General features: G+C 69.1%; 12 protein-coding genes. 9 read left to right on the top strand and 3 right to left on the bottom strand.

The window, feature by feature from the left end; all coding sequences use genetic code 11:
- The 9 genes from ACXRVZ_RS05540 to ACXRVZ_RS05500 all read left to right on the top strand — a co-directional run bounded on the left by ACXRVZ_RS05540 (position 1) and on the right by ACXRVZ_RS05500 (position 15254).
- The gene (locus ACXRVZ_RS05540) at positions 1-2724 is read left to right on the top strand and encodes an exo-rhamnogalacturonan lyase family protein (protein ID WP_457420966.1); all 2724 of its coding nucleotides are present in this window, start codon (positions 1-3) and stop codon (positions 2722-2724) included.
- Entirely contained in the window at positions 2721-4100 is a 1380-nt protein-coding gene (locus ACXRVZ_RS05535; RefSeq protein WP_457420965.1) for a glycoside hydrolase family 28 protein, read from the top strand. Before ACXRVZ_RS05540 ends, ACXRVZ_RS05535 begins: the two co-directional genes overlap by 4 nt.
- Positions 4097-4981, top strand: coding sequence for a polysaccharide deacetylase family protein (locus ACXRVZ_RS05530; RefSeq protein WP_457420963.1), 885 nt, complete (start codon positions 4097-4099; stop codon positions 4979-4981). Before ACXRVZ_RS05535 ends, ACXRVZ_RS05530 begins: the two co-directional genes overlap by 4 nt.
- A gap of 607 nt (positions 4982-5588) precedes the next feature.
- Complete coding sequence (locus ACXRVZ_RS05525; protein ID WP_458232232.1) at positions 5589-8528, top strand: glycoside hydrolase family 2 protein; 2940 nt, start codon at positions 5589-5591, stop codon at positions 8526-8528.
- On the top strand, positions 8525-10903 hold the full coding sequence (locus ACXRVZ_RS05520) for a glycoside hydrolase family 95 protein (RefSeq protein WP_457420959.1): 2379 nt from the start codon (positions 8525-8527) through the stop codon (positions 10901-10903). Before ACXRVZ_RS05525 ends, ACXRVZ_RS05520 begins: the two co-directional genes overlap by 4 nt.
- Positions 10900-11943 carry a glycoside hydrolase family 43 protein gene (locus ACXRVZ_RS05515; RefSeq protein ID WP_457420957.1) on the top strand — a complete coding sequence of 348 codons (1044 nt, stop codon included), beginning with the start codon at positions 10900-10902 and terminating at the stop codon, positions 11941-11943. The genes ACXRVZ_RS05520 and ACXRVZ_RS05515 overlap by 4 nt, the downstream gene beginning before the upstream one ends.
- Positions 11940-12707: an alpha/beta hydrolase gene (locus ACXRVZ_RS05510; RefSeq protein WP_457420956.1), complete on the top strand. Its 768-nt coding sequence runs from the start codon at positions 11940-11942 to the stop codon at positions 12705-12707. The genes ACXRVZ_RS05515 and ACXRVZ_RS05510 overlap by 4 nt, the downstream gene beginning before the upstream one ends.
- A gap of 42 nt (positions 12708-12749) precedes the next feature.
- Entirely contained in the window at positions 12750-13604 is an 855-nt protein-coding gene (locus ACXRVZ_RS05505) for a hypothetical protein (RefSeq protein ID WP_457420954.1), read from the top strand.
- Between the two features lie 57 nt (positions 13605-13661).
- Positions 13662-15254, top strand: coding sequence for a DUF5060 domain-containing protein (locus ACXRVZ_RS05500; RefSeq protein WP_457420952.1), 1593 nt, complete (start codon positions 13662-13664; stop codon positions 15252-15254).
- A gap of 76 nt (positions 15255-15330) precedes the next feature.
- Here the strand turns inward: ACXRVZ_RS05500 and ACXRVZ_RS05495 are convergent, their stop codons facing one another.
- The 3 genes from ACXRVZ_RS05495 to ACXRVZ_RS05485 all read right to left on the bottom strand — a co-directional run bounded on the left by ACXRVZ_RS05495 (position 15331) and on the right by ACXRVZ_RS05485 (position 16907).
- Positions 15331-15750 carry a DUF1801 domain-containing protein gene (locus ACXRVZ_RS05495; RefSeq protein ID WP_457420950.1) on the bottom strand — a complete coding sequence of 140 codons (420 nt, stop codon included), beginning with the start codon at positions 15748-15750 and terminating at the stop codon, positions 15331-15333.
- 5 nt (positions 15751-15755) lie between these two features.
- Complete coding sequence (locus ACXRVZ_RS05490; protein WP_457420948.1) at positions 15756-16166, bottom strand: GFA family protein; 411 nt, start codon at positions 16164-16166, stop codon at positions 15756-15758.
- Positions 16167-16238: 72 nt separating this feature from the next.
- Positions 16239-16907: a DUF2306 domain-containing protein gene (locus ACXRVZ_RS05485; RefSeq protein ID WP_457420946.1), complete on the bottom strand. Its 669-nt coding sequence runs from the start codon at positions 16905-16907 to the stop codon at positions 16239-16241.
- Positions 16908-16923: the final 16 nt, after the last annotated feature.

Genomic DNA, 16923 nt, shown 5'->3' with positions numbered 1-16923 from the left:
ATGAAGTTGTCTCCCTTCTCCCGCCGCGGCTTCCTGCAGTCCACGGCCGTGGCCTCGCTGGCCTCATCCCTCCCCGCCGCGCAAGCGGCCACGGCCAACCTGCCCACCACAACGGCGCCCGTCAGCGACACCGTGCTGCGCTGGCTGGACGGCGTCCCGCCGTCGCGCTTTGAAGGCGCCACCTTCGGCGTGCCGTGGCCGCGTGGCCAGGTGCGGTCTGGCGCCAAGTCGCTGGACTTCAAGCTGGGCAACCACGCCATGCAGTCCTGGCCACTGGCCTACTGGCCCGATGGCTCGCTGAAGTGGACGGCGCACGCCATCGCCGGCGGCTCGCCGCAAGGCCCGCTGAAGCTGGAAGGCGGCACGCCCGCAGCGGGCGGCCTGACCGTCAAGCAGACCGCCACGCAGATCGTCATCAGCGCCGGCGACCTCGCCTGGACCGTGCCCACGCGCGGCGAAGCGCTGATCGCCGAAGCCTCACGCGCCGGCCGCGTCACGCTGAAGAACCTCCGCCTCATCGCGCTTCGCCAGGACGGCGCCGAGCCGGAACTGGACGGCAAGACCGCCCGCCAGTCCTTCAGCAGCAAGGTCACCACCGTGACGGTCGAGCAGCAAGGCCCCGTGCGCGCCGTGCTGAAACTCGATGGCACCCACACTGGCAATGGCCGAGACTGGCTGCGGTTCTCCGTGCGGCTGTACTTCTATGCCGGCGCGGAGAGCGTGCGCATCGTCCACACCTTCGTCTGGGACGGCGAGCCAGCCAAGGACTTCATCGCCGGCCTGGGCGTGACGGCGCAGGTGCCGATGAGCAACGCCACGCATGACCGCCATGTGCGCTTCTCGGGCGAAGGCATCGGCGTGTGGGGCGAGGCCGTGCGGCCCGTCACCGGCCTGCGCCGCGACCCCGGCAAGCCCTACAAGGACGCCCAGGTCGCCGGCCTGGCGCTGCCCGCGCTGTCGGGAATGGCCAAGGCCGTGCAGGACGGCCTGAAGTGGATTCCCGAGTGGAACGACTTCTCGCTGTCTCAGGCGAACGCGGACGGCTTCACGCTGCGCAAACGCACGCAGGGCGGCCAGGCCTGGATCGACTCCAACGGCGGCAGCCGCAGCAAGGGCCTGGTCTACGCCGGTGGCGCGTCCGGCGGCGTCGCGCTGGGGCTGAAGGACTTCTGGCAGCGCGCGCCCGTGCGGCTGGACGTGCGCGGCGCGGCCACGGACCTGGCCGACGTGACGGCGTGGCTCTACTCGCCCTCGGCGCCGGCGATGGACATGCGCTCCTACCGCGCGGTCGGCGACATGAACACGCACGAGAAGGAGATCGAAGGGCTGAACATCACCTACGAGGACTACGAAGCGGGCTGGGACAACTCCGTCGGCGTCGCGCGCACGTCGGAGCTGCAACTGTGGGTGCTGGGCGCCACGCCGTCGCACCAGGTGTTCTCGGACATGGCCGAGCAGGTCGCCAACCCGGCGCGGCCCGTGCTCACGCCGCAGCGCATCCACGCCGCCGGCGTGTTCGGCGACTGGGACCCGGTCGAGGCCGGCACGCCGGCGCGCAAGCTCATCGAGGACCGGCTCGCGCTGCAACTCAACCAGTACCTGAAGGAAGTCGAGCAGCACCGCTGGTACGGCTTCTGGAACTACGGCGACGTGATGCACACCTACGACGTCGACCGCCACATGTGGCGCTACGACATCGGCGGCTATGCCTGGGACAACTCGGAGCTGTCCACCGACCTGTGGCTGTGGATGAGCTACCTGCGCACCGGTCGCGCCGACATCTTCCGGCTGGCCGAAGCGATGACGCGCCACACCGGCGAGGTCGACGTCTACCACCTCGGAGAGTTCAAGGGCTTCGGCACGCGCCACGGCGTGCAGCATTGGTCGGACTCGTCCAAGCAGCCGCGCGTGTCCAACGCGGCCTACCGCCGCATCTACTTCTACCTGACTGCCGACGAGCGCTGCGGCGACCTGATCCGCGAGCTGCTGGACTCCGACGCCGACATCGCCAAGGTGGACATCTCGCGCAAGCTGAATCGCGCCGCCGCGCCAGCGGAAACCGCCGACCTGCCCGGCGTCGGCTTCGGCACGACATGGGGCTCGTGGATCGCGGCCTGGCTGACCGAGTGGGAGCGCACCGGCGACGCGCGCTGGCGCACGAAGCTCGTCAACGGCATGCAGACCATCGGCGACATGAAGCGCCGCTGGTTCGCCGGCGGTGCGCCCTACGACGCGAAGACGGGCAAGTTCATGGGGCCCGGCGAGAACGTCTCCATCTCGCATTTGAACGGCGTTTTCGGCGTCATCGAGATCAGCTCCGAGCTGCTGACGCTGGTCGACGTGCCCGCCTACCGCAAGGCCTGGCTGGAGTACTGCCGCTACTACAACGCGCCCAAGAATGAGATTGCCGCGCTGCTCGGCAAGGACCCCGGCGGCCGCAGCCTGACCGACACCTGCTCGCGCATGACGGCCTATGCCGCCTTCCAGGAGAAGGACCGCGCGCTTGCACTGCGCGCCTGGCGCGAGTTCTTCGCGTCGCGCGCGCTCAAGGGTGGTGGCGGGGTGAAGCGCATCGGCGGCGTGGACGTCATCCGGCCGCTGGACGAGATGAGCAGCATCAGCACCAACGATTCCGCCCAATGGGGCCTGGCGGGCATCCAGAACCTCGCGCTGATCGGCGACTCGCTGGACGAGGCCGCCAAGGCCGCCGGGCTGGTGCAGTGACGCTGACCCGGCGGGTCGTGTTGGCTGCCAGCGCCGGCCTGGCCGGCTGCGCGACTGCGGGCGCGGCGTTCCCGACGCAGACGCTGGCCGTCGAGGGCGCGCCCTTCACCATGCCGCCGCTGCGCCTGCCGGTGTTCGATGGCCAGCCGCGTTTTGCCATCACCGACTTCGGTGCGAGCGTCGACAGCCAGGCGCTGACCTCGACCGCCATCGCCAAGGCCATCACTGCGGCACATGAGTCCGGCGGCGGCATCGTCGTCGTGCCGCCCGGCAACTGGTCCACCGGCCCGGTGCACTTCAAAAGCCGCGTCAACCTGCACCTGGAAGCCGGCGCCACGCTGCGCTTCTCGCCCGACCCGGCCGACTACCTGCCCGCCGTGCTGGCGAGCTGGGAAGGGCTGGAATGCATGATCCATTCGCCGCTGGTCTACGCCCACGACTGCGAGGACATCGCCGTCACCGGCGCGGGCACGCTGGAGGCGCGCATGGACGTCTGGCAGCAGTGGTTCGCGCGGCCCAAGGCGCACATGGATGCGCTGGTGGCGCTCTACAAACTGTCGGTCGATGGTGTGCCGGCACGCGAGCGGCGAATGACCGAAGGCGAGGCCCATCTACGCCCACCCTTCCTCCACTTCAACCGCTGCCGGCGCATTCGCATCGAAGGCGTGCGCATCGTCAACAGCCCGTTCTGGACGGTGCATCCCTTCCTCTGCGTAGACGTGCTCATCCGCGGYGTCAACATCCGCGCCCACGGCCACAACAACGACGGGGTCGACCCCGAGATGAGCCAGCGCGTGCTCATCGAGGACTGCGTCTTCGACCAGGGCGACGACGCGATCTCCGTCAAGTCCGGCCGCGAGCGCGACGGCTGGCGCCTGGCCACGCCGTCGCGCCACATCGTCATGCGCCGCTGCAAGGTGCTCAACGGACACCAGTTGATGGCCATAGGCAGCGAGCTGGCGGGCGGCATCTCGGAGGTGCTGGTGGAAGACTGCGAGGTCGACAACAGCGCCAGCACGCACAAGGTGCCGCTCACCAACCTGCTGTTCGTGAAGACCAACGAGCGCCGCGGCGGCTTCGTGCGCAACATCCACCTGCGCCGCGTGAAGGCCCACAAGCTGGCCGGCAGCGTGTTGGACGTGGACACCGACGTGCTCTACCAGTGGCGCACGCTGATGCCGACGCTGGAGAAGCGGTTGACACCCGTCGACGGGCTGTTCGTGTCCGACATCGAGGCGGGTGAGGCAAAGCACGTCAGCCGGCTGCGCGGCGAGGAGGCGCTGCCGGTGCGGGGCGTCAGCGTCAAGCGCGTCAGGGTCGACAAGCTGCTCGGCGAGGCCCACGACCACCGCAACGCCATCGAGGTGTCGGTGTGAAGGCCTGGCTGGGCGCGCTGCTGCTGGCTATTGCATCGGGCGCGCAGGCGTTCGACGTGGCCATCACCGTTGACGACATCCCCGTGCACGGCAAGCTGCCGCCGGGGGTGACGCGGCTGGAGGTGGCCGAAGCGCATCTGCGCGCGTTCAAGGCGTTTGGCGTGGGCGAGGCCTGGGGCTTCGTCAACGCGCGTGGGGCCGAGACCGATGGCGACGCGGTGCTGGTGGCCTGGCGCAAGGCGGGGCATCCGCTCGGCAATCACACGTTCAGCCACATGAACCTGGGGCGGGCGGCGTCGCTGGATGCGTGGACCGCCGATGTGGTGGCGGGCGAGCCGCTGGTTGAGAAGCACATGGCCGGCGCTGATTGGCGCTGGTTTCGGTATCCCAACCTGTCGGTGGGTGATGGCGAACGGCGGGATGCGGCCTTGGCGTTTCTGCGCGGGCGGGGCTATCAGGTGGCGGACGTGAGCCTGGCGTTTTCGGACTGGGACTACACGGATGCTTATGCGCGGTGCAAGGCGGTGGGCGATGGCGCTTCTGTGGCTGCGATGACGGCGCACTATCTGCGTGGCGTCGATGCAGGCATTGCGCAGGCGTTGGCGGAGTCGAAGGTTGTGTACGGGCGGACGATTCCGCTGGTGTTGCTGACGCACATGGGGGCGTTCAGTGCGGTCACGTTGCCGGAGGTGTTGACTCGGCTGAAGGCGGCGGGCGCGAGGTTTGTGCCATTGGCGCAGGTGCAGGCGGATCCGGCGTATGGGCGGTTTGGCGGCGGCAACCTGATTGCGCGGGAGGCGCGGGCGCAGAACATCAAGTTGCCTGCTCGGGCTGCGGTTGAGCCGCTTGATCTCAAGGCGTTTTGCGCGGCGGCGCGGTGACTGGCTGCTTTGCCTTTGTGCCGAGGCCCAGCCGGGATTTCGTCCCGGCGGCCGACCTACTTTTTGCGCCGCCAAAAAGTAGGCAAAAAGCTCTCCCCTGCGAAACCGCCCGGCATAGCCGGGTGCCCTGCGATGCTCGAAACCCGGGGCCGCACCCAACTCACTTCGCTACGCTCCGTTCAAACAAAGGGGTGCGAAGTCAGAGCTTGAACCTCGCTTCGCTCGCGCCCCGGGCTTCTGCGCTTCTCGGCGGTTTAGAAGGGGAGGTTCCCGAACAGCCCCAACAGCCAACAGCCAAGCCCGAAAACCGGACGGTGGATGTATTTCTGCATGCCCCCTTTAGCCCCGCCGAGCAGCGGAAGGCCTTGAGGGCGTGCGCGAAGCGCACTTCAAGCTCTGACTCCGTGCGGTTGTCTGACCGGAGCGTAGCGAAGGGAGTTCCGCACGGGCCCTCAAGGACTGAGCAGCGCAGGGAACCCGAAGCGCAGCGTAGGGCGGGGCGGTCGGGGGGAGCTCTTTGCCTACTTTCTGGCGGCCCAGAAAGTAGGTCGCCCGCCGGGGCGAATTCCCGGCACGGCACTCGCCAACAACCAACCGGTTATCAAGCATGACGCTGCACCGCATCGCCCTTCTGTTGGCGAGCCTCGCCCTTTCGCTATCGGCCCACGCCGCCCGCGAGGTCTACAACTTCAACCCGAGTTGGCGCCTCCACGTCGGCGACGCCCCCGGCGCCGAAGCCCCCTCCTTCGACGACAAGGCCTGGAAGCCCGTCACCCTCCCCCGCGCCTGGAACGAAGACGATGCCTTCGCCAAGGACATCGTCGACCACTCCACCGGCATCGCCTGGTACCGCAAGCGCTTCGTTCTCCCAACAGACATCGCCAACCGCAAAGTCTTCATCGAATTCGAAGGCGCACGACAAGCGGCAGAAGTCTGGGTCAACGGCCAGCGCATCGGCCTGCACGAAAACGGCGTCACCGCCTTCGGCTTTGACCTCAGCAAGGCCGTCAAGCCCGGCGACAACCTCATCGCCGTGCGCACCGACAACCGCTGGGACTACCGCGAGCAGGCGACCAACCAGCGCTACCAGTGGGCCGACCGCAACTTCAACGCCAACTACGGCGGCCTGCCCAAGAACCTGCGGCTGCACGTCACCGACAAGCTCTACCAGACGCTGCCGCTGTTCTCCAACCTCGGCACGACGGGCGTCTACGTGCATGCGGGAGACTTCGACCAGAAGGCAAAGCGCGCCACCATCACCGCCGAAGCGCAGGTGCGCAACGAGCACGACAAGCCGCGCCGCTTCGGCTACGACGTGACGCTACGTGACACCAACGGCCGCGTTGTCGCCACGTTCAAGGCGCCGGCGCAGACCGTTGCCGCGGGCGCCACGACCACCGTCGCTGCCAGCGCACCGGTGACGGGCCTGCAGTTCTGGAGCTGGGGCCACGGCGCGCTCTACGACGTCGAAACGACGCTCACCGTCGACGGCAAACCCATCGACAAGGTGGTCACGCGCACCGGCTTCCGCCAGACGGCGTTCGCCAACGGCATGGTCACGCTCAACGGCCGCGTCATCCAGCTCAAGGGCTATGCACAGCGCACGTCCAACGAGTGGCCGGCCATCGGCCTGTCCGTGCCGGCCTGGCTCAGCGACTACAGCAACGGCCAGATGCTGGCCAGCAATGCCAACTTCGTGCGCTGGATGCACACGGCGCCGTGGGCGCAGGACGTCCAGTCGCTGGACCGCCTCGGACTCATGCAGGCCATGCCCACGGGCGACTCCGAGGCCGACGTGACCGGGCGGCGTTGGGAGCAGCGCATGGAGGCCATGCGCGACGCCATCATTTACTTCCGCAACAGCCCCAGCATCCTGATGTACGAGACGGGCAACCGCGGCGTCAGCGTCGAGCACATGGCGGAGGCGAAGGCCATCCGCGACCGCTACGACCCGCACGGCGGCCGTGCGTCCGGCAGCCGCGAGATGCTGTCGAAGGCGCTGCAGGACGTGGCCGAATACGGCGGCGAGATGCTCTACGTCAACAAGAGCGCGCGCCGGCCCATGTGGGCCACGGAGTACTCGCGCGACGAGGGCGCCCGCAAGTTCTGGGACGAACTGAGCCCGCCCTTCCACCGCGATGGTGACGGCCCTGAGCACAAGGGCCAGAGCGCCGCCGGCTACAACCGCAACCAGGACTCCCACGCGCTGGAAGACGTGCGCCGCTGGGTGGACTTCTGGCGCGAGCGGCCGGGCACCGGCACGCGCGTGTCGTCGGGCGGCGTCAACATCATCTTCAGCGACAGCAACACCCACCACCGCGGCGCCGAGAACTACCGCCGCAGCGGCGAGGTGGACGCGATGCGCATTGCCAAGGACGGCTTCTTCGCCCACCAGGTGGTGTGGGACGGCTGGGTGGACATCGAGCGTCCACGCGCCCATCTGCTGGGCCACTGGAACTACGCGGCCGGCACGGTGAAGACGGTCACCGTCATCTCCAGCGCACAGCGCGTGCTGCTGACACTGAACGGCAAGCCGCTGGGCGGGGCGGAGGCCAGCGAACCCTTCGTCTTCAACTTCCCCGGCGTGAAGTTCGAGCCGGGCGAATTGCGCGCCGTCGGCCTGGACAAGGACGGCAACAAGGTCTGCGAGGACGCGCGCGTCACGGCCGGTGCACCCGATGCGCTGAAGCTGACCGTGCAGACGCATCCGCAAGGCCTGCAGGCCGATGGCGCAGACCTGGCGCTGGTGCAGGTCGACGTGGTGGACGCCGCCGGCCGCCGCAATCCCATCGCGCTGGACAGCGTGAAGTTCACGCTCGACGGCCCCGCCGAATGGCGCGGCGGCATCGCGCAGGGGCCAGCGAACTTCGTGCTGGCGCGCGAGCTGCCGGCGGAGGGCGGCGTCAATCGCGTGCTGGTGCGCAGCACGACCGAGGCAGGCGTCATCAGGTTGCGCGCCGAGGCGCAAGGGCTGGAGGCGGCCACGCTGGAGCTGCGCTCGCAGCCGGTCGTCGTCAGCGGCGGCTTGAGCAAGCGTTTCCCGGCCGATGGCGTCAGCACGCAATCCACGCGCGGCCCCACGCCCACGACACCGTCGTTCACTGTCAGCCGCCTCGCCGTGGCAGTCGCATCGGTCGAGGCCGACAGCGGCACGCCTGCCAATGCCACCGACGACGATGAATCAACCTCGTGGACCAGCGAGTCCGGCAAGGGCGCCATCCGCTTCCGGCTCGCCGAGGCCACGACGCTGAGCGAGATCACGCTGAAGCTCGGCGGCTGGCGGGAACGCCAATACCCGCTGGTCATCCGCGTGGACGGCGCCGAGGTCTGGCGCGGCCTGACCGAGTGCAGCCTCGGCTACGTGACACTGCCACTCAAAGCCCAGCGCGGCCAGCTCGTCAGCGTCGAACTGACCGGCGAGGCCAAGGGCGGCAACGCCACGGCCAACACCGAGGTCGCCAACCAGAAGATCGTCGACACCGGTGCCGCCAGTCTCGGACGCGGCGTCTTGTCCATCGTCGAAGCCGAGTTCTACAAACTGCCATGACCACCTCACGCCGCAGCTGGCTGCAACAACAACTCGCGCAGGCCAGCCTGCTGCAAGCCGGCCTGCCGCTGCTGGCCCTTCCCGCCGCCCAAGCGCAGACGCCCGCGCCCAAGCCGCTGCGCCTCTGGTACCGCCGCCCCGCCGACGAGTGGACGGCGGCGCTGCCGCTGGGCAACGGGCGCCTCGGCGCCATGGTGTTCGGCGGCACGCACACAGAGCGCATCCAGCTCAACGAGAACAGCTTCTTCTCGGGCGGGCCCTACGACACGACCAACCCCAAGGCCCGCGAGGGACTGCCCAAGGTGCGCGAGCTGGTCTTCGCCGGCCGCTACGCCGAGGCCGAGAAGCTGGCCAACGAGACGCTGCTGGGCGTGCCCAACCGGCAGATGACCTACCAGCCGCTGGCCGAGCTGCTGCTCGTCTTCCCCGGCCTGGACGGCGTGCGCGGCTACGAGCGCAGCCTGGACCTGGACGAGGCCGTCGCGCAGACGCGCTTTCGCGCTGGCAGCGCGACGCTGACGCGGGAGGTCTACGCGTCCGCAGCCGACCAGCTCATCGTCGTGCGCCTGGCGGCCGACAAGCCCAAGTGGATCAGCGCCGACATCACGCTGACCGCGCCGCACCAGCAGCGCAGCGGCGGTGAAGGCGGCCACACGCTGTGGGTGGCCGGCACCAGCCCCACGGTGGCAGGCGTGGAAGGCCGGCTGCCGTTCGAGTGCCGGCTGAAGGTCGTTACGCGCGGCGGCAAGCTCGTCGCCCGCGACGGCGGGCTGCAGGTGCAGGGCGCGGACGAGGTCTTCATCCTCATCGCCGGCGCCACCGGCTACAAGCGCTTCGACGACGTCTCCGGCGACCCGGTGGCCGCCAACAAGGTGACGCTCGCCACCGCCGTCACGCGCGGCCCCGAGGCCTTGCGCGCCGCCCACCGCGAAGACCACCAACGCCTGTTCCGCCGCGTCGCGCTGGACCTTGGCGCCGGCCCCAACGGCGCCCTGCCCACCGACGAGCGCATCGCCCGTTTCGCCGAAGGCCAGGACCCCGGTCTCGCCTCGCTCTACCTGCAATACGGCCGCTACCTGCTGCTGGCCAGCTCGCGGCCGGGCTCTCGCTTCCCGGCCAACCTGCAGGGGCTGTGGAACGAGAAGACCAATCCGTCCTGGGGGTCCAAATGGACCATCAACATCAACACGGAGATGAACTACTGGCCCGCCGAGGTCTGCAACATCGGCGAGACCATAGCGCCGCTGATCGCGATGGTGGAGGACCTGTCCGTCACCGGCGCCAGGCTGGCGCGTTCCATGTACGACGCACCGGGCTGGGTCGCCTTCCACAACACCGACGGCTGGCGCGTGACCGCGCCGACCGATGGCGCCAAGTGGGGCCTGTGGCCCATGGGCGGCGTGTGGCTGGTGAACACGCTGTGGCAGAGCTGGCTGTTCCGGCGCGACGCAGCGCTGCTCAAGCGCCTGTACCCGCTGATGAAGGGCGCCGCCGAGTTCCAGCTCGCCACGCTGGTGAAAGACCCGAAGAGCGGCTTCATGGTCACCAACCCCAGCGTGTCGCCGGAGAACAGCCATCCGCACGGCTCTTCGGTCTGCGCCGGCCCGGCGATGGACAACCAGCTGCTGCGCGACCTGTTTGCCCACTGCGCCGAGGCCGCGCGCGAGCTGCGCATTGACCGCCCGTTTGAGCGCGCCTGCACGGCCATGCGCGACCGCCTGCCGCCCGACCGCATCGGCGCGGCCGGCCAGCTGCAGGAGTGGCAGGAAGACTGGGACCTGCAGGCCCCCGAGCTGCAGCACCGCCACGTGTCGCACCTGTACGCCCTCTACCCGTCGGACCAGATCACGCCCGAGGACACGCCGGCCCTGGCCGCCGCCGCGCGCAATGTGCTGGAGCGCCGCGGCGACGACACCACCGGCTGGGGCATAGGCTGGCGCATCAACCTGTTCACGCGGCTCAAAGACGGCGAGCACGCCTACTCGGTGCTGCAGCGCCTGCTGCACCCCAGCCGCAGCTACGCCAACCTGTTCGACGCCCACCCGCCCTTCCAGATCGACGGCAACTTCGGCGGCGCGGCCGGCATCGCCGAGATGCTGCTGCAAAGCCATCGCGGCCGCATCGAGCTGCTGCCGGCGCTGCCCTCGGCGTGGCCCGCCGGCAGCGTCTCGGGGTTGTGCGCGCGCGGCGGCTTTGAGCTGGCGATGAGCTGGCAAGGCAGCGAGGTGCAGGCGCTGACAATCGCCAGCACCGTCGGCGGCAGCACCGAACTGCGCTGGCGCGGTGGCAAGCTGCCGCTGCGCCTGGCTGCGGGCCAGACCGCCCGCTTCGAGCGCCGCGACGGCAAGCTACAACGCATGGAGACCTCCGCTTGACTCACCCGATCTCGCGCCGCGTGGCGCTGGCCGCCACGCTGCTGACGGCCGCCCTCCCCGCCCTTGCGCAAGCCCCCGCCGCACCGGTGCCGGCGCCCCTGCCCTGGCCCAACCCGCTGGTGGCCCAGCGCGCCGACCCACAGATCACGCGCCACGGCGAGTGGGTCTACCTGATGGCCACCGCGCCGGCCTACGACGTCATCGAACTGCGCCGCGCGCGCTCGATCGCCGGCCTGGCCACGGCCGAGCCCAAGGTCGTCTGGCGCAAGCACGACAGCGGCCCCATGAGCCGCAACATCTGGGCGCCCGAACTGCACGTCATCGACGGCCGCTGGTTCATCTACTTCAGTGCCGGCGAGGCCAAGCAGCCGTGGAACATCCGCCTGTGGACGCTGGAGAACGCCTCCGCCGACCCCATGCAGGGCGAGTGGACCGAGCGCGGCCAGATCAAGACGCAGTGGGAGACCTTCACGCTGGACGCCACCGTCTTCGAGCACCGCGGCAAGCGCTACATGGCCTGGGCGCAGACCGACCCGGGCAAGAAGAACCACAGTACCGACATCTTCATCTCGCGCATGAAGAGCCCGACCGAGCTGGAAGGCCCGCAGGTGCGGCTGAGCCAGCCCGACTACGCCTGGGAAAAGGTGCGCCACATCGTCAACGAGGCGCCGGCCGTGCTCATCCACGGCGGCCGCGTCTTCATGAGCTACTCGGCCGCCGGCACCGGCGCCGAGTACTGCCTGGGCCTGCTCTGGGCCGACGAGAACGCCGATCTGATGGACGCGAAGAGCTGGCGCAAGTCGCCCGGCCCGGTCTTCAGCACCAGCCCCGAGAACAGCCAGTTCGGCCCAGGGCACAACAGCTTCCTCGTTGAGCCGGACGGCACGGTGCTCAACGTCTTCCACGCCCGCAACTACCGCGACATCGTTGGCGACCCGCTGAAGGACACCGGCCGCGCCACCCGCGTGCAGCCGCTGCGCTTCACCGCCGACGGCATGCCGGACTTCGGCCTGCCGCTGAAAGAGACCGCCAAGCCATGACCGTGATTGCTCTCTCGGCGGGTGAGTCGAATGTCTTCGACGGCGACGCGCCCGACCGCATCTGCCGCCGCCCCACGCGCACCGAACTGCACGCCTATCTGTCACCCACGCCCGCGCGCGGCCGCGCCCTTGTCTATGCCGGCGGCGGCTATCTGCAGCTGATGCACGACAAGGAAGGCGTCGAGATCGCACAGTGGCTGAACACGCTGGGGCTGGACGCCTATGTGCTCGTGCACCGCCTGCCCGGCCAGGACGGCCACGCCTTCGACATCGCGCTGCAGGACGGCCTGCTGGCGCTGGACCACCTCGCCACGCTGCCGGCGCTGCCGCTGCTGCATGTGGGCCTGTCCTCCGGCGGCCACCTGGCCGGCGTGATGGCCTGCCAACGCGAATCGGCGGGTGCCGTCATCGCCTACGCCCCCCTCAACGCCAACCACCGCGACCACAAGTTCCCAGCCGGCAAACCCGACTTCCCGCCGCCCGAGAAGCAGGCCTTCTACGACGCCTGGCCCATAGGCATCGCCAGCGAGCCCCACGGCCTGCCGCGCTGCCCGGTGTTCCTCGCCTATGCGCTGCACGACCCCATCGTGCCCGTGCAGCATGCGCTGAATCTGATCACGGCGGCGCAGCAGCACAAGCTGGACGTCGAGGCGCATGTCTTCCCGCAGGCCGAACACGGGTTTGCGCTGCGCGGGCTGGCGGGAACGCAGGACCAGTGGCCGGCATTGGCTGCGAGATGGATGACCGAGAAGCTGCGCCGCTGAGACTTCGCTACTCTCCGCAGTTCATCGGGCTACGAATCAAGCATGCTGGAAGCAATCAACACCTGGGGCGACTACAAGGCCAAGGTCCGCGAATTCGACGCCGTGCTGGAGCATGGCCGGGCGATGTCTGGGGCGCTSGCCGGCTTTGTCGCACCGTCCGCGCAGGCGGCCTACGGCGGGCTGATCTTCGTCAAGCTGGTGGCTCACTGCGCCGCGCTGCGCAGCCTGGCGGCGGAGCCAGGCCAGAGGACGTCCAAGGACTTGCAGGACGTGCCATCCATGAGCGCCCTGGCCCGCTGCGCGGTGGAGGCCCACGATGCGTTCGAATACGTCGCCGGGCACGCCGTGACGGACTCGGAGCGCAGCTTTCGCATCCGGCTTTGGGAATTGCACGACGCGACCCGCCGCCTGAAGATGTTCGGCGACATGGGCTCGGCGGACCCGCGCGTCGACGTCATCCGCGCGGACGTCGTGCGGCGCCAGGCCGAGCTTGAGGGCCACGCCTTCTTCGCTTCGCTGCACGCTGCACTGCGAGCCGCGCTGAGCGAGCGCATGGCCAAGGGCGACCCGCCGGCATTCCATCTCGGCCAACGCCAGCGCTGCGCCCTGAGCGGCGTGAATGCCGACTGGCACAACGCCGTCACGCTGCAGCTCTCTCAGCAGGTGCACACGCTGCCGTCCTCCGCGCAGTTGCCCTTGGAGGTGCAGCCGGGAACGACCGAGGCGCTGCGCCTGATGGTGCTGCCGCTGCTCTTCGCGCTGCCCTTCCTGGCCCGCGTCACGCAGGCCACGGCTCTGCTCATTCCCGAGCGGGCACCGGAGCCGCCTAGCCGCACGGCTCGCACGATGGCGTGGTGGCGAGCGCTGGCCGAGCAGGGAATCCAGGGCGTCGAATGACACCAAGCGGCCGGAGTTCGTGCTGGGCCGCTGGAAGCCGGTGGTGGAGTGAACATGATGAGACTGTGGCGAACGCTGGCACTGCTGCTGCTGGCCCTGTGCAGTGCGGCTGCTCATGCCGTTGAGCAATGGGGCATCGAGGAGATCGAGCTCGCCGGCCCAAAGGAGGGCAACCCCTTCGTCGACGTGCGGCTCACGGCCCGCTTCAGCGACGGCGCGCAGACCATAGCGGTCGATGGCTTCTACGACGGCGACGGCGTCTACCGCGTGCGCTTCATGCCGCCGCGCGCCGGTCGCTGGACCTGGGTGACGCACAGCAACCGCTGGCCGCTGACCAACAAGCAGGGCGAGTTCACCGCCACGGCGCCCAAGCCCGGCAACCACGGTCCGGTGGGCGTGCGCCACGGCCACCACTTCGGCTACGCGGACGGCGCGCCCTTCAAACCCGTCGGCACGACGATGTACAGCTGGGCCCACCGAGGCAACGCGCTGGAGGAGCAGACCTTGAAGACGCTGGCGACAGCGCCCTTCAACAAGGTGCGCATGCTGGTGTTTCCTCAGACTGCGGGCATCGAAAAGCATCCGCCCGAGTTCTGGCCCTTCGCCGGAACACCGCCGGCCCAGTGGGATTTCGCGCGCTTCAACCCCGCCTTCTTCCGGCACCTGGAGCAGCGCGTGGGCCAGCTGCGCGAGCTGGGCATCGAGGCCGACCTGATCCTGCACCACCCCTACGACGACAAGCGCGAATGGGGCTTCAACACCATGACCCGCGAGCAGGACGACCGCTACGCCCGCTACGTCGTCGCACGGCTGGCGGCCTATCGCAACGTCTGGTGGTCACTCGCCAACGAGTTCGATTTCATCCGCACCAAGACTGACGAAGACTGGGCCCACCTGGGCCGGCTGCTGCAGCGCTGGGACCCCTATGGCCACCTGCGCTCCATCCACAACGGCAAGCGCATCTACAACCAGGCCGAGGACTGGATCACCCACGTCAGCATGCAGCACGGCATGGCGGCGGCCGAGGCCAGCCGGGCAGTGTTGTTCCGCGAGGCCTGGCGCAAGCCGGTCGTCTTCGACGAGCTGAAATACGAAGGCCGCCACGACCGCCGCTGGGCGCAGCTGACGGGCCAGCAGATGGTGCACGCCTTCTGGTCGACGACCATCGCCGGCACCTATGGCGGCCACAGCGAGTTCATCCCGGACCCGGCCGACGGCACGATCTGGCTGGCGCAAGGCAAGCAGCTGCGCGGCGAGAGCCCCGCGCGGCTGGCCTTTCTGAAGACCATCCTCGACGCCGCGCCGCTTGAGGGCATCGACCCCATCGACGCCTTCGACGACCTATTCATCGCCGGCCAGCCCGGCCGCTACTACCTCGTCTACTTCGGCCAGCAGGCGCCCGCCGAATGGGCTCCGAAGCTCTACCTGACCGGTCTGCGCGACGGCCAGCGCTTCAAGGCCGAGATCATCGACACCTGGGCGATGACGGTGACGCCGGTCAAGGAGCCGTTGCAGTTCAAGCCGCAGGGCCGCTACGACTTCGTGGCGCCCAGCGCCATCAAGCTGCCGGGCAAGCCCGGCATCGCGCTGCGCCTGACCGCACTGGACACGCCCGCCGGCCCCGGTGCCCGCTCCGCACTCGACGACTGACGCCATGCGAGCCACCACTGCCCTTGCCTCCGCCTTGCTGCTCGCCGCCTGCGCGTCGCCCACGGCGGCGCCGGTTTCACCGCCCGCTTGAGCGTCGATTCAGGTGATAGGTCAGAGCCGCCGCGATGCAAAAGCCCAGCGCATCCACCGGCACCTCTTGCTCCAGGTCCAGCACCAGCGCCCGATTGCCCTCAAAGCGGAAGTCATTCGGGAACAGCAACCGGAACGACTCGACCAGATTGGTCTGGCAGTTGAAGTACATGGCGTAATGCTCAGGCGCCTTGGGCTTCCATTCGATGCGCACCGTGCTGCCCGCCTTGTTGACGGTGACGTATGCCGGCTCGCCCCACTTCAAGGTTTCGTCAATGGCGCCGACACCGGGCGTTTGCTCGGCGGTCTTGAGCACCAGCTCTCTGAGCGCCAGCATGCGACGCTGCACGCCGGCCGGGTAGGCGTCGAACCTGGCCTGGACCTCGCGGCTGCTGAATGGCGTCATCGCGCTCAGCCGGCATCGCCCGGCGGCGCGTACTGAGCTATGACCTGCTGCTCCGTCAGCATGGGCGTCTGGTTAGCAAAGTCGTAGTAGCCAGGCTTCTTGTCGACATAGATCTGGCTGGCCAGCGTGAAGTCGCCCGACTCGAAGGCGCCGGCCGGCACGAAGTATTCACCGGTCGCGAGCAGCTTGTAGAAGAGACGCGTGCCGCAGTGCTTGCAGAAGGCGCGCTCGGCCCATTCCGACGATGCGTAGACACCGATGTGCTCCTGGCCATCGAACTGGACGTCAGTGCCGCAATGCACGGCCAGCAGCGGGCCGCCGCCCCAGCGCCGGCAGAAGCCGCAGTGGCAGGCGCCAATCTCCCGAGCGTCGGGCGACGTGAAGCGGACGGCGCCGCACAGGCAATGACCTTGCATGAAGGGTCTCCAGGAAGCCAGGACAGGTGCGTGGATTCTTGCGCCGCCGCTGCCCGTATCTGGCAGCATTACTCAGTGAGCATCCAGCCGCGCGGCCGGCCAGTCAGGCTCCGGCCGCGCCACCGGCGCTGCTGCCGAAGCGCGCCACAGCCACCATTCCAGCCACAGCGCCTGCGGCAGCCAGGAGGTCCAGGCCAGCGCCGTGTAGAAGGCCTCCACCGGCACGCCAAAGGCCGAGCCCGCGAGGATCTGCAGGCGCAGCGTGATGCCAGCGGCCGTCAGCACGAAGCTGCGCAGCATCCAGTGCCGGTGCGCCGCCACGCGGCGCGCGCGGATGTGGACGAGGGCCATGGCGGTGCTCGCCAGCCACAGCAGGCCCAGCAGCGCAAAGCCCACCTGAGCCAGCGGCCCGCCGTTGGCCTGCAGGGCCAGCGGCAGCGCCGTCAGGCCGCCGACGAGCAGGCAGCTCGCATAGCCCCAGCCAATGGCGCGGTGCAGGCGCGGGCGCCGCTCGCGCAGCCGCGTGACGAACTGCCAGGGGCCCAGCATCAAGGCCAGGCCGGCGCTCACGGCGTGCAGCACCAGCATCTGGCGCTGCGTCGCCAGGTTGGTCAGCGGCGGCGCCCACGGCTGGCCCGGCAAGGCGTAGCGCAGCGCCATGAAACCGGTGAGCGAGGCGATCACCAGCAGCAGCGCAAGGCCGAGCCGGCGGGCGAATGGGAAGGGGTGTGCGGTGTTCATGCCGCTCAATCTAGGT

The organism is Roseateles sp. P5_E8 (assembly GCF_054177665.1).
This window is presented reverse-complemented; position numbering and strand designations above follow the sequence as displayed.